14 protein-coding genes and 1 tRNA gene are annotated in these 11,657 nt (G+C 60.4%); 5 read left to right on the top strand and 10 right to left on the bottom strand.

Going from position 1 to position 11,657, the window contains the following annotated elements; genetic code table 11:
- Positions 1–95: 95 nt before the first annotated feature.
- The 3 genes from ASE94_RS21620 to ASE94_RS00955 all read right to left on the bottom strand — a co-directional run bounded on the left by ASE94_RS21620 (position 96) and on the right by ASE94_RS00955 (position 1,821).
- The gene (locus ASE94_RS21620) at positions 96–473 is read right to left on the bottom strand and encodes an FAD-dependent monooxygenase (protein ID WP_348270940.1); all 378 of its coding nucleotides are present in this window, start codon (positions 471–473) and stop codon (positions 96–98) included.
- Between the two features lie 104 nt (positions 474–577).
- Complete coding sequence (locus ASE94_RS21615) at positions 578–1,345, bottom strand: FAD-dependent monooxygenase (protein WP_348270938.1); 768 nt, start codon at positions 1,343–1,345, stop codon at positions 578–580.
- Between the two features lie 50 nt (positions 1,346–1,395).
- Positions 1,396–1,821, bottom strand: a complete 426-nt coding sequence (locus tag ASE94_RS00955) for a DCC1-like thiol-disulfide oxidoreductase family protein (RefSeq protein WP_062628821.1) — start codon at positions 1,819–1,821, stop codon at positions 1,396–1,398.
- 100 nt (positions 1,822–1,921) lie between these two features.
- Between ASE94_RS00955 and ASE94_RS00950 the strand changes: the two genes are divergently transcribed.
- Positions 1,922–2,773 carry an alpha/beta hydrolase gene (locus ASE94_RS00950; RefSeq protein ID WP_162236021.1) on the top strand — a complete coding sequence of 284 codons (852 nt, stop codon included), beginning with the start codon at positions 1,922–1,924 and terminating at the stop codon, positions 2,771–2,773.
- A gap of 21 nt (positions 2,774–2,794) precedes the next feature.
- On the opposite strand, the gene ASE94_RS00945 is transcribed toward ASE94_RS00950, so the two are convergent.
- The 6 genes from ASE94_RS00945 to ASE94_RS00920 all read right to left on the bottom strand — a co-directional run bounded on the left by ASE94_RS00945 (position 2,795) and on the right by ASE94_RS00920 (position 8,345).
- Complete coding sequence (locus ASE94_RS00945) at positions 2,795–3,910, bottom strand: LLM class flavin-dependent oxidoreductase (RefSeq protein ID WP_062628819.1); 1,116 nt, start codon at positions 3,908–3,910, stop codon at positions 2,795–2,797.
- Between the two features lie 4 nt (positions 3,911–3,914).
- Positions 3,915–5,276: an LLM class flavin-dependent oxidoreductase gene (locus ASE94_RS00940; protein WP_062628969.1), complete on the bottom strand. Its 1,362-nt coding sequence runs from the start codon at positions 5,274–5,276 to the stop codon at positions 3,915–3,917.
- Positions 5,277–5,292: 16 nt separating this feature from the next.
- Entirely contained in the window at positions 5,293–6,027 is a 735-nt protein-coding gene (locus ASE94_RS00935) for an ABC transporter ATP-binding protein (RefSeq protein WP_062628818.1), read from the bottom strand.
- Entirely contained in the window at positions 6,003–6,902 is a 900-nt protein-coding gene (locus ASE94_RS00930) for an ABC transporter permease (RefSeq protein WP_082460705.1), read from the bottom strand. Before ASE94_RS00930 ends, ASE94_RS00935 begins: the two co-directional genes overlap by 25 nt.
- A 25-nt stretch (positions 6,903–6,927) precedes the next feature.
- Entirely contained in the window at positions 6,928–7,953 is a 1,026-nt protein-coding gene (locus ASE94_RS00925) for an ABC transporter substrate-binding protein (protein WP_062628817.1), read from the bottom strand.
- 302 nt (positions 7,954–8,255) lie between these two features.
- A tRNA-Ser gene (locus ASE94_RS00920) sits at positions 8,256–8,345 on the bottom strand.
- Positions 8,346–8,570: 225 nt separating this feature from the next.
- On the opposite strand from ASE94_RS00920, the gene ASE94_RS00915 reads away from it, so the two are divergent.
- The 3 genes from ASE94_RS00915 (at position 8,571) to ASE94_RS00905 (ending at position 10,056) form a co-directional block, all read left to right on the top strand.
- Entirely contained in the window at positions 8,571–8,894 is a 324-nt protein-coding gene (locus ASE94_RS00915) for a hypothetical protein (RefSeq protein ID WP_061908791.1), read from the top strand.
- 53 nt (positions 8,895–8,947) lie between these two features.
- Positions 8,948–9,604, top strand: a complete 657-nt coding sequence (gene msrA, locus ASE94_RS00910) for a peptide-methionine (S)-S-oxide reductase MsrA (RefSeq protein ID WP_061908789.1) — start codon at positions 8,948–8,950, stop codon at positions 9,602–9,604.
- A gap of 83 nt (positions 9,605–9,687) precedes the next feature.
- Entirely contained in the window at positions 9,688–10,056 is a 369-nt protein-coding gene (locus ASE94_RS00905; RefSeq protein ID WP_062628815.1) for an MmcQ/YjbR family DNA-binding protein, read from the top strand.
- A 71-nt stretch (positions 10,057–10,127) separates the two neighbouring features.
- Here ASE94_RS00905 and ASE94_RS00900 read toward each other — a convergent pair whose 3' ends face one another.
- Positions 10,128–11,030: a S1C family serine protease gene (locus tag ASE94_RS00900; RefSeq protein WP_061908785.1), complete on the bottom strand. Its 903-nt coding sequence runs from the start codon at positions 11,028–11,030 to the stop codon at positions 10,128–10,130.
- 196 nt (positions 11,031–11,226) lie between these two features.
- Between ASE94_RS00900 and ASE94_RS00895 the strand changes: the two genes are divergently transcribed.
- Complete coding sequence (locus ASE94_RS00895) at positions 11,227–11,637, top strand: DUF4260 domain-containing protein (RefSeq protein ID WP_244483868.1); 411 nt, start codon at positions 11,227–11,229, stop codon at positions 11,635–11,637.
- Positions 11,638–11,657 lie beyond the last annotated feature (20 nt).

Below are 11,657 nucleotides of genomic sequence, written 5' to 3'. Positions count from 1 at the left end.
TGCGCCAGCGTCCGGAATTCGAAGCCGGTCCCAAATCTTTCATTTATCTGCCAGACCAAACAACACCAAGGCGCCCAGCCCGAAGCGCTCCTCAATCAAACGACCTTATGCCCGGGTGCTTCACCACGGCCTGCTTTCTCAGAGAGAAGCAGAGGGTTGTGCGGCAGCAGAAGCTGCCCCGAGATTAGTTTGGCCAATAGCCACGGCAGCGGTGCGATCTTACCCAGGCTGCCGGCACCGATATCGCGAAACATCGGATAGATAGAGCTGTCAGACTGGTAAAGCGGCGTCAGCACGTTGGAGAGAAACTGATAGAGCCGCACATGCCAGCGCCGCATCTGCGCATAAGCGGCAAGCGCCGAGGGGATGTCATTCGTGCTGTCCATTGCCCAGGCCAGCGCTGCTGCGTCCAGCAAGGCCATATTGGCCCCCTGCCCCAATTGCGGGCTCGTTGAATGCGCGCTGTCGCCGATGAAAACTATCCCATCGCCTGCGGGAATTTTGAGGGTCGAGTGCGTATATCGGGCGAGAGTGAGTTGGTCGAAATGCGCAACATTTGCCAGATGCGGCTCCGTCTCTAACCAATATTTGCGAACGTCTGACCGCCAGGCTTCAATACCGGCGCTGCGGATGGCCTCATAGTTAGCGGTCTTAAAACTCCAGAAGAAAGCTGCGAGGTCTGGCCGTCTGCAACCTGCTTGCCGGCCGGAAGGACGCCGATCATCACGCTCGCCTTGCGATAGCGCTGCACGAGCGCGCGCCGGTCGAAACCCTCGTCGATCCAAGGCAGAGTGGCCCAGAGCGCACCGAACGAGAGAGCACGCGCTGTTGGCTTGTGCCGGGCGAACTGGCGCAGGCGCGACAAGGAGCCGGTCGCATCAACTATAAGATCAAACGCGCCTTGGCGCCGATTGCCGCTGTGGAGATAATAGCCGGAGCGGGCGCGGGACATATCGGTGACGGCAAAGCCTACCGATGTTTCTATGCCCTCTGCCACAACCGCATCGTGCAGAACACTGAACAGCGCCGCGCGGTGGACCGCCAGGGCGTGGACATCAACGCCCAGCGGGCGATAACTGACGTCGAGTACCGTTCGGCCCGAACGAAAATCCGTCCCGACGAGCCGATCCACCGGCGATCCCAGCGCGTTGATACCCTCGCTCAGTCCAAGCGCCTCGAGAACTGCCAGACCGGTTGGTTGCAGCATGAGGCCCGACCCGACAGGTTGGGGCGTTTCGAAGCGCTCGAATAATTGGACCCTGTGCCCTTGCCGCGCAAGGAACAGGGCAGTCGCCAAGCCACCCAGGCCTGCACCCGCGACTGCGATATCGAGGCGTTTACGCAAAAGCGGCTCCCCATTTGATCTGCAAGGTGGCGACCAATCTGACCGAGTGTCTAAAGCACACGCTTGGCTTGATCCGGTGTCGGCAGCCAGCACGCGTCTCGCTTACCGAAGATGCGGTAGCGATTGCGCGCGATAAAGCGATAGATTGGATCGCGGAGAAACCGGGGGATGACCCGAAAAATCGAGAGCATTCGCCACGGCCAGCCCAGGCCTTCATAAATGGAGAGAATAGCGTCACTGTTCCGCCGAACACGCTCCCCAGTCACGACCACCATAGTATCGGGTTGAGAAGGATCGATACCGAACTTGCGGTAGATTGCGCTGCCAACTTCGCCCTGCATGGATGCCAACAGAAAATGGCCGCGGCTATCGTTGTTGAGAACAAATTGCGCATTGGCCGAGCAGAGTACGCACATTGCATCAAAGACAATTATGGGACGCTGCGATCCGTCGGTCTCGCTGTGAAAGTCTTCCATGCTGTCTTCTACGCCGGTTTAGAAGGGAACAACAATCGGCCGTTCCGATTGCGAACTGCCCGATCTCGCCCCTAACTCTATGCAAAGAGAGCGTGAAGCCGTGCATATAGAAACCTCCGGCATGCTTCAAAGGCATCGTCTCGACAGCGCTTCGGGCGTTACGCTGACCTATGCGGAATACGTGCCCCGCCGAAGCTCCGCAACCGACATCGTATTGGTGCACGGTCTCGCATCGTCCGGCCTGCAGTTCCACAATGACGCAGTGCGTTTTGCCGAGAGCGGCCATCGGGTGATCGTGCCCGACTTGAGGGGACATGGAGCTTCGGGCGTGCCCTCCGGACCCATTCGTGCCGCCGATTTTTCCATCGCCACCATGGCGCAGGACGTCCTCGCTGTACTTGAGCACGCCAATGCCGGGCAGGTTCACTGGGTTGGCAATTCACTCGGAGGCATCCTGGCTCTCCATCTCCTGGGAACACCGCAAAGCGATCGGCTGGAGAGCCTAGCGCTGTTCGGCACCTGTTTTTCGATGCAATTGCCTGCGCAGGCGGCCCACGTCCTGCGCCTGTCGTTTTTGCCCGGCGCGCCCGTGACCGCTTGGTTGACCGCTCGAACGACGACGCAAAGCTTGTTTGGCCGACAGTCGATTGAGACAGCCATACGGCAATTCAAGGTTGGGGCTGGCGCGGCAATTGTCTCTGGTCTGCGCCGCTACGACTTCATCGCCAATGCGCTCAGCTACGATCGCCCCGTGCTCGTGCTTCGGGGCGGCAAGGATCATGCGGTTAACCTGCGGCTGCGCCACGATATCCGCAGGTTAGCCCACCGGCCCAATATCGATCTGATTGACCTTCCCAAAGGTGGCCATTGTGCCAATCTGGATGTTCCCGAAGCTTTTTGTGCGGCATTGGAAGAGCACTGGAGGCGCGCGGAACTGCGCGCAAGCACTTAGCCCGGGCACACTTGTAGAGGCCTAATTCACTAGTTCCGGCTCTATTTCCTGCGCATCTCTATCTGCCGGGACGCTACGGAGCAGCGGCAGCAGATGCCGGCCCTGACGTCTGATCTCATCAAGATAGGGCGTATCGGACAGCACAAACGTATCGATACCCAGGGCGCGATATTTCTTGAGGCTATTGGCGACGCGTTGGGCCGAACCGACGAGCCAGGTTGTTCCGGCGCCACCCCCGCCGAATTTTCCTGGCGCAGTGTAGAGATTATCGTCGAGCACCTCGCCGCGAGCATGCAGATCCAACAGCCGCTTCTGACCCACGGCAACCTTGCGGTTGTGATCGTGCCACCCCAAACCCTGATGCCTTGCCATTTCAGCCACCTTGGCCTCGGCATCCCGCCAGGCCTCTTCGGTCGTGTCACGCACCAAAGTGGTGATCCGCAGCCCAAACTTGAGCGGCGGCAGGTCGCGATCGAGCTCGAGACTGAGCGCTTTGAGCCGAGCGATGCGCTCGGCAATGCCCTCGAGCGGTTCACCCCAGAAAAGCTGCACATCGGCTTCAGTGGCCGCCACGCGCTCCGCGGCTTCGGACGCCCCGCCAAAGTAAAGCTTGGGATGTTTGCGATCGCCTCGAACGATCGGTCGTGGCACAACGGTGCTGTCGGTCACCGAGAAATGCTCACCGGCAAAGGTGACGTTTTCCGCCGTCCAAAGCCGCCGGACGAGCCTCATGAATTCCTTGGTCCGCGCATAGCGATGCGCTTGGTCACCTTCGCTGTCGCCATAGGCGGCCAGTTTATCCTGACCCGACACGATATTGATCCGCACCCGCCCACCGGTGAGGTGATCGAGCGTCGCCGCCGCAGACGCGAAATTGGCCGGGCGCCAATAGCCGGGCCGGATGGCGATTAACGGTTCGAAGGTCCGGGTGCGCGCAGCCAATGCCGTCGCAAGCGTAAATGTGTCGGGCCGCCCCCAACCGGTTCCGATCAGCGCACCATGCCAACCATTGTCCTCAAGCGCCTCGGCCTGCGCGGTCAATATATCGAGGCTGTTGTGATCGACGGCAACGGGCTCGCCGCGATGGCCGGGGTTCACCTGATTGGGGATATACCAAAGAAATTCGGGAGTGCTCATGTCTCTAGACGGCCTTACGCTGGAGGGCAGGCAGGGCAAGCCCGTTGGCCGGACGCAACAGTCCGAGATTTTCGCGCAGTGTCTGGCCCTCATACTCGGTCCGGAAAATCCCTCTTCTCTGCAGGATCGGGACAACCTGATCGACAAAGTCGCTAAGGCCGGTCGGCAGAATGGGCGGCATGATGTTGAAAGCATCCGCGGCGCCGTTGTCGAACCAATCCTGGATCGCATCGGCAACTTGCTCGGGCGTACCGACGACAGTGCGGTGTCCACGAGCGCCCGCAACCGCCAGATAAAGCTGCCGAAGAGTCAGGTTATTGCGCTCGACAAGATCGGTTACGAGCTTGAGCCGGCTCTTGTTGAGCTCGGTGTTCTGCGGCAATGGCGGAGCGCGGTCGTCGAGCGAATATCCCGAAAGATCGATGCCCTTGTACTGGCGCTCCAGAATTGTCCAGGCGATCGAGGGGTGGATGAGGGACTGGATATAGTCATACTCTTCCTGCGCCTCCTTCTCGGTGCCGCCGAGCACGGGGAAGATGCCAGGACTGATGAGGAGCTCATTGGTGCTTCGGCCGTAGCGACCAAGTCGGCCCTTCACGTCCGAATAAAATTCCTGCGCATCTTCAAGGGTCTGATTGGCGGTAAAGATCATTTCGGCGGTCCGGGCCGCGAGCTCACGTCCCGGCTCGGAGGCACCAGCCTGCACGATTACTGGATAGCCCTGCACGGGACGCGCGACATTGAGCGGACCGCTGACGGTGAAGAATTTGCCCTGGTGATTGAGCTGGTGGATTTTATCGGGATCGAGATAGACGCCGCTTGCCTTGTCGCGCACGAAAGCATCGTCCTCATAGGAATCCCACAACCCTTTGACGAGATCGACGAACTCCTCGGCGCGCTCGTAACGATCCGCATGGGCGGGATGTCCTGGGATGGAAAAATTCTTGGAGACGTCGGCCCCGGTTGTCACCACGTTCCAGGCAGCCCGACCCTTGCTGATATGATCGAGCGAGGCAAATTTTCGCGCGAGGAGATAGGGATCCTCGTAGGTGGTGGATGCCGTCGCCACAAAGCCGATATGGCTCGTCACCTGCGACAGGGCTGCCCAAAGCGTTATCGGTTCGAAATGCGCGCCCTGGCTTGAGCGTCGCAGCGCTTCCGGATCCTTGGCACGCTCCCACCCCGCCGGACTGTCAGCGACGAAGACGAGATCGAACTTGCCGCGCTCGGCAGTCTGAGCCAGGTCCTTATAGTGGTCGATATTGTGTCCTGCATCGGCTTGCGAGGCTGGATGCCGCCAGGCCGAAACATGGTGTCCGGTCGCCATGATAAAGGCGCCGAGCTTGAGCTGTCTTTTCTCACTCATTTCAGTGTCCTTTCGTTTAGGCAGCGCTTCGGTCGTCGACGTCGACGCCAAGCCGCGACAGCAATTGGGATCGGATGGCACCAAAGCGTGGATCGCTGTGGCTGCGACGGCCCTTGATGTCGACCTTGAGGTCTTCCACCAAGCGGCCCTGGTCGAGCACCAGAATGCGATCGGCCAGAGAGATCGCCTCGTCGACATCATGGGTGACGAGGAGCACTGCCGGCCGGTGGCGCGCACAGAGCTCGCGGAGCAAGTCGTGCATCTTGAGCCGCGTCAGCGCGTCGAGCGCCCCAAAAGGCTCGTCGGCCAGGAGCAATGCGGGCTCCCGTACCAGCGAACGGGCCAGCGCCACGCGCTGCTGTTCGCCGCCGGAAAGCTGGATCGGCCAGGCCGTTTCGCGACCTGCGAGCCCTACCTCTTCAAGAGCTTTTCGGCCAGGCTCACGTCCTGCCCCACCAAGGCCCAGCGTGACATTCTGGATCACGTTGCGCCAAGGCAGGAGCCGCGCATCCTGAAACACGACGGAGAGCTTTTCCGGCGTTCGGAGTGACCCGGTGCCGTCCACCTCGTAGTCGAGCCCGGCCAGTGCACGCAGGAATGTGCTCTTACCTGAACCGCTCTTGCCTAAAAGAGCCACGAATTCGCCCTGGGCAATGTCGAGGTCGAGGTCGTCGAGGATGGTGACGTCGCCAAAGCGGCGGGTCAGCCGGCGGACTTCAACCGCCTTTAATGAGCGAGCGTGCGGCGCCATGACAGCAGTCTCCTTTCAAGCAGACGGACGACGCCGTCGGAGGCAAGGCCGAGGACGGCATAAACCACGAGCCCAACGATGATGATCTGGGTTTGACCATAGGTGCGGGCGAGTTCGATCATGTAGCCGAGGCCCGAGGTGGCATTGATCTGCTCGACCACCACCAGCGAAACCCAGCACAGCGTGACGGCAAACCGTAAACCCAGGAGGAAGCCAGGCACTGCACCGGGCAGCACGACTTGCAACAGGAAATCACGCTGACTCATGCGCAACGTTTCAGCGAGTTCGACATAGCGCTCGTCGATGGCCCGCAGCGCATTATGCGTGTGCATGTAGATCGGCACGACGACGCCAAGCGTAATGATCGTAACCTTCATGGTCTCGCCGATCCCCAGCCACAGCATCAGGAGTGGGATCATGGCGAGTGTCGGTACGGCGCGCTTGATCTGGATGGGCCCATCGATGAAGGCCTCTCCAACCCGTGAAAGTCCGGAGATGACCGCAAGCAGAAGACCGATGACGATGCCGAACCCCAATCCCAGCAGCGCTCGTACCGACGAGGTAAGGAAGTTCGATTGCAGCCGCCCATCGGCGATAAGATCACCAAAGGTGCCAACAATTGCCCATGGCGCCGGCAGGATGCGCGGATCGAGCAGCCCGAACGCCGACGCCGCAGTCCAGATCAACACCAGGGCGAGAGGCCCGATCTGGAGACCGAAGGGAATGGCCGGACCCGGCCCCAGGCGCCGGCGGCGCCGGGGCGAGTTTTCGACAAAGGCTGGTGGGCGGAAGCTGGTCGGCGGGGCATAGCTCGCCGGTCTCTCCCGGTCGAGGACATCGAGCCTTCCACTATGGCTGCTGGTCACATCGGTCATCGCGGAACTCCAGGTTCAGGGAAGTCTATTTGGCGCTTAGGGCTGCGGCGGCGATTGTTTCGAAGCGGCGGTCGAAGATGTTCTCGGCGCTGAAGGGCTCGTAGCCGAGCTCGGCGCCCAGGAGGTCGATGGTCTTCTGATGGCGGGCGACGACCTCGTCCCAGTTATCGGGGATGATCTGATTACCCACGAGCTCGACGAGATACTCGCCGTCTTCCTTGCTCAGGCCCTGATCCCCAACATAGTAGCCCTCGACCCACGCCTCGGGGTTCTCATTGACCCATTGCGTGGCGCGGGCCCAGAAGCCGACATAGACGGCCAGCGCCGCGGCCTTGGCCGGATCGTCCAGCACCCATTGCGGTGCGTAGAGATGGCTCGGATCATCGCGCAGCCCGTGCTCGATCACCGTCGCGCCATCAGCGCCATACTGGTTCACATAACGCCGGATATAGACCCCACCGATCGGCGCCACATCGACCTGATGGCTGGCAAGTGCCACAGGATAGACATCGCCCGTACTCGGCAGTTCGACCAGGGTCACGTCGTCGCGCGTCAGCCCCGCCGCCTGTAGAGCCCGCAGCACCAAAGCGCCCTGGGCCTGGCCGGGGCTAAAGGCAATGCGCTTGCCGCGGAAGTCGGCGAGAGTCTTGACGTCCACGCCTGGGGCGATGCCGAACCGATAGATCGGATGGCCGATAGGATCTTCGCGTTCGCGATAGGCAATGTTGCGGACCGGCAGGTCATTCCAGTTGGCAAAGATCGATGGAATTTCAGCCACCGAGCCAACATCGAGCGCCCGCGCCCGGAAGGCTTCCGAGGTCTGCGGCCCACCGCTGAGATTGGTCCATTCGATCTCGAAGGGAATCTCGTCGATGAGACCGGAAAGCTGCAGCGCCACCTTGGTCTGCGGGTCACCCACCACGAGCTTCGTGCCCGCCGGAACGTCGGCGAGAAGTGGAGCGCTTTCCTGGGCGTGCACCAGGCCGAAACTTGCTAGTGATAGAAGCGAGGATGCGATTAAAAGGGTCGCGGTTCGACGGCTCTGCTGCATGTCTTTCCATCCGATCAGTGATGGAGAGAACGTTAGCCTTCAATATCCACTAATTCTATAGACTAAAGAAGATCGATTTCCTGAATATGGGAAGCGATTGAGCATGGCACAGCTGTCGACGGTGCGCTCGCGCAGCGCACTATATCGTTCATTCTGGCTATCGTGCAGCGTCCTATGACTTGGGGTTCCAGCAACGTCGCTAGAATAGCGCAACTTGCGCCACGCCTCCCCCGAAGCAGTAAGGCGTTACGAAGAGCTCTGATCTACGAGCGTTTAAACGTTTCCGAAGGTCTTGGGAAAACTGGCGGAGAGAGAGGGATTCGAACCCTCGAGACGGTTACCCGCCTACACACTTTCCAGGCGTGCGCCTTCGACCACTCGGCCATCTCTCCGCATCGCCGTGGCAGGTCCGGAACCGGACTGCGCGCGACCACGTTGGGCCGTTGCGAGCGTGGCGCAATATAGCGATGAACTTTGCGGGCGCAAGCCAGAGATTGGACCTGTTACCCATGTTTTTCGATATGGCGCCAATCTCTTGTGGAGCGAAGGCAGGACGTGGCACAATCATTGAGTGCAGGGGCGGAGCGGTCGCCGCCCGCGAGCACGGGACGGGGTAAATGCGGATAGCCTTGCGTATCATAGGCACATGGCTCATCGGGCTTGCACTGGTGTTGCTGGTCATCGATGGCACAAAGACATTGGCAAGCAATGTCGCCACCTTCACGTCTCTGGGCGATGTGTGGATGCAGGTCAGCGCGCAAAACCTTGATGCGCTTCGACAATTTTTGCATAGCCGGTTCTTCGCGACGCTGCTCGACAATGCGCTCGATGTGCTTTTGACCTATCCGGCCTTTGCCGTCATCGGCTTGCCCGGCATTCTCTTTGCGCTGCTGGGCCGCTCGCCACGTCGTGAACGGTTTTTGCGCGCCGAAGAAATCTGAGCCTACAAAAGAGACCCGCAAATCCCCATATCATGGGGCGAAAGGAGCATTTCATGTTCTTCCGCACCAAGCCGACATCTATTCCTTCTGCTGCTGAGGCCCTGCCGGGCCGGACGGTGGAAATGCCTGTGGCACCTGAACATTTCGTCAATGGCAAGAGCCTAAAAGGCCCCTATCCCGAGGGGTTCGAGACCGTCTATTTCGGGCTCGGCTGCTTCTGGGGCGCCGAGCGGCTGTTCTGGAAACTGCCGGGCGTTTACGTGACCGCCGTGGGTTATCAGGGCGGACATACGCCGAACGCCTCTTATGAAGAGGTATGTTCAGGCAAGACTGGGCATACCGAGGCGGTCAAGGTGGTCTATGACCCCAAGGCTATCTCATTGGAAACACTGCTGAAAACCTTTTGGGAAGAGCACGATCCGACCCAGGGCATGCGGCAGGGCAATGATGTGGGGACCCAGTATCGGTCTGCCATCTATACGACGACGCCCGAGCAGGCAGACATCGTCGCCCGCAGCAAGGACGCTTACCAAAATGCCTTGCGTGAAAAGGGCTTAGGTCCGATCACGACGGAAATTGGTGAGGCTGGTCCGTTCTATTATGCCGAGACCTATCACCAGCAATACCTCGCCAAGAACCCGAACGGCTATTGCGGGTTGAATGGCACCGGCGTCTCTTGCCCGATCGGGCTGGGCGTGGCTGCCGAGTAGCATTTTTTCACGGCGTAGCGGTTATCCGCTGCGCCGTTTCTGTTAGCAGTCCGTTAACATTGAGCACCCCCTACCTCACTATCATGACCCGGCCGGGCTTCGAAGCCTTCGTCGCGCGCCTGCCCGCCGTTTCCGTGGTGCGGCAATGGCGTGACGATTCGGTCGCCAAGGTCGGGGATAAGATTTTTGCGCTGCTCGATCGCGACCCCGGCGAGGTGTGGTGCAAGGTGTCGGAGATGTCGTTCGATCTGCTCACCGAGATGCCAGGAATCCGACCGGCGCCTTATTTTGCGCGGGCGGGTTGGGTGGCGATTTCGGTCGATAGCCCGCTGACGGGTGACGAGGTGGAAGCCTATGTGGTCGAGGCGCACCAGATTATCGCGGCAAAGATGAGCGCGCGGAAACGACGTGCGCTCGGGCTTGATCATCTGGAGATCAAGGGGCTGGATTAAGGCCCCCTCACCCGCCGCGTTGCGGCGACCTCTCCCCCAGAGGGAGAGGTGCGCTTCGCGCTCCACCAGCTCTACTGCAGTTGCGGCTTGACCAGAAAATCGTTGCGGTCGGCGGTTTTGACGCGGACCCAGGATTCGCGGCCGGAGCGGACGATGCGGAGGGCGAATTCGGAGCCGGCCGGAGCCTTGGCCCAGAGTTTTCGGTAAAAATCGCCGAGGCCTTCGATTTCCTCGCCGTCGAGTTCGGAAATGATGTCGCCGCTCTTGAGGCCAGCTGTATCGGCCGGGCCGCCATCGGAGACGTTCATCACCACGACGCCATTGTTGCGCTCGGCAGAAAAGACGCCGAGCCATGGCCGTGCCTCGCGCGCGGCCTGGCCAGTCGTGACGAGATCATCGAGAATGGGTTTGAGGAGATCGATGGGCACGACCATGTTGATATCGGTCGTGTCGCCGGCATTCATCATCTGGAGGCGCAACGAGCCGATGCCGATGAGATTGTCATTGTTGTCGAGCAGCGCGGCCCCGCCCCAAGAGGGGTGGAAGGGCGAGGTGAAGATCGCCTCGTCGAGCATATATTCCCAATAGCCGGCAAATTCCTGGCGGGCGACGACCTCGTTGACGACCTCTTCGCCCTCGCCGTCGATGATGCGGCCGATATCGCTGACACGCGCGCCGGCCGAACTGCCAAGCCGCAGGGCCGGCAGGTCGAGATCGCCCATGGCCTGGACGAGGCCAAAGCCGGTGACCTGGTCGATGCCGACGACATGGGCGGGCACGACGCGCTCGTCATGGGTCGTCAGCCACACTTCCTCGGCTTCGGTGACCAGATAGCCGATGGTGACGATGAGACCCTTGTCGTTGATGACGGCGCCGCTGCCTTCGCGCACGGTACCGAGGGTCGAGGCCGTGAACGCGGTTTCGGGGATTTGAGCCCGCAAGGCGACGACGGAATGGCGCGGATTGGTGGACATGGGGCACTCCCCTTCGCTTTGGTGTTGCTCCATTAGATATGCCGCGATGCGGCCAAAGCAAGGTGAGCACACGAAGGGCTGATCTGCAGGACGGGTCAGCGAGGCATTCAAGAGTGAATAGCCAGCCGCCACATTTGGTCAATTCTATACGGGGATGGCGAGAACTATACCTTGTTCAACAGAACAGGAGCTTGCCATGACCATCGACGGAACGACGATGTCCCTTTCTCAGCCTGCCGCCAACCCAATCAAGGGCACCGCCTTGCTGCTCCGCCTCGAAGCCCTTGCGGCCGTGGTTTTTGGCGTGACCGCCTATGCCATGCTTGGCCAGTCATGGATCGTTTTCGCGGTTCTGTTTCTCGTGCCCGATGTCTTCATGGCCGGCTATCTGGTGTCACCGCGCGTTGGCGCGTGGAGCTATAATCTCGTCCATACCTATGTGACCCCGGCGCTTGTTGCGGCCAGCGGCTTTGTGTTCGGGCCGATCGCCTTTGGAATCGCGGCGATCTGGGTGGCGCATATCGGCATGGACCGCATGCTGGGCTATGGGCTCAAGAAGGAAACCGGCTTTCAGGATACGCACTTGGGTCGTATTGGGAAGAAGTGAGTTTTCCAACGTCCACTGCG

Source organism: Devosia sp. Leaf64 (assembly GCF_001421945.1).
Lineage (GTDB): Bacteria > Pseudomonadota > Alphaproteobacteria > Rhizobiales > Devosiaceae > Devosia.
This window is presented reverse-complemented; position numbering and strand designations above follow the sequence as displayed.

Coding starts and splice junctions, on each gene's coding strand:
- ASE94_RS00905 (WP_062628815.1), top strand. CDS start 9,688: ATGACCCGGCCGGGCTTCGAAGCCTTCGTCGCGCGCCTGCCCGCCGTT.
- ASE94_RS00930 (WP_082460705.1), bottom strand. CDS start 6,902: ATGACCGATGTGACCAGCAGCCATAGTGGAAGGCTCGATGTCCTCGAC.
- ASE94_RS00900 (WP_061908785.1), bottom strand. CDS start 11,030: ATGTCCACCAATCCGCGCCATTCCGTCGTCGCCTTGCGGGCTCAAATC.
- msrA (WP_061908789.1), top strand. CDS start 8,948: ATGTTCTTCCGCACCAAGCCGACATCTATTCCTTCTGCTGCTGAGGCC.
- ASE94_RS00895 (WP_244483868.1), top strand. CDS start 11,227: ATGACCATCGACGGAACGACGATGTCCCTTTCTCAGCCTGCCGCCAAC.
- ASE94_RS00940 (WP_062628969.1), bottom strand. CDS start 5,276: ATGAGTGAGAAAAGACAGCTCAAGCTCGGCGCCTTTATCATGGCGACC.
- ASE94_RS00925 (WP_062628817.1), bottom strand. CDS start 7,953: ATGCAGCAGAGCCGTCGAACCGCGACCCTTTTAATCGCATCCTCGCTT.
- ASE94_RS00935 (WP_062628818.1), bottom strand. CDS start 6,027: ATGGCGCCGCACGCTCGCTCATTAAAGGCGGTTGAAGTCCGCCGGCTG.
- ASE94_RS00915 (WP_061908791.1), top strand. CDS start 8,571: ATGCGGATAGCCTTGCGTATCATAGGCACATGGCTCATCGGGCTTGCA.
- ASE94_RS00945 (WP_062628819.1), bottom strand. CDS start 3,910: ATGAGCACTCCCGAATTTCTTTGGTATATCCCCAATCAGGTGAACCCC.
- ASE94_RS00955 (WP_062628821.1), bottom strand. CDS start 1,821: ATGGAAGACTTTCACAGCGAGACCGACGGATCGCAGCGTCCCATAATT.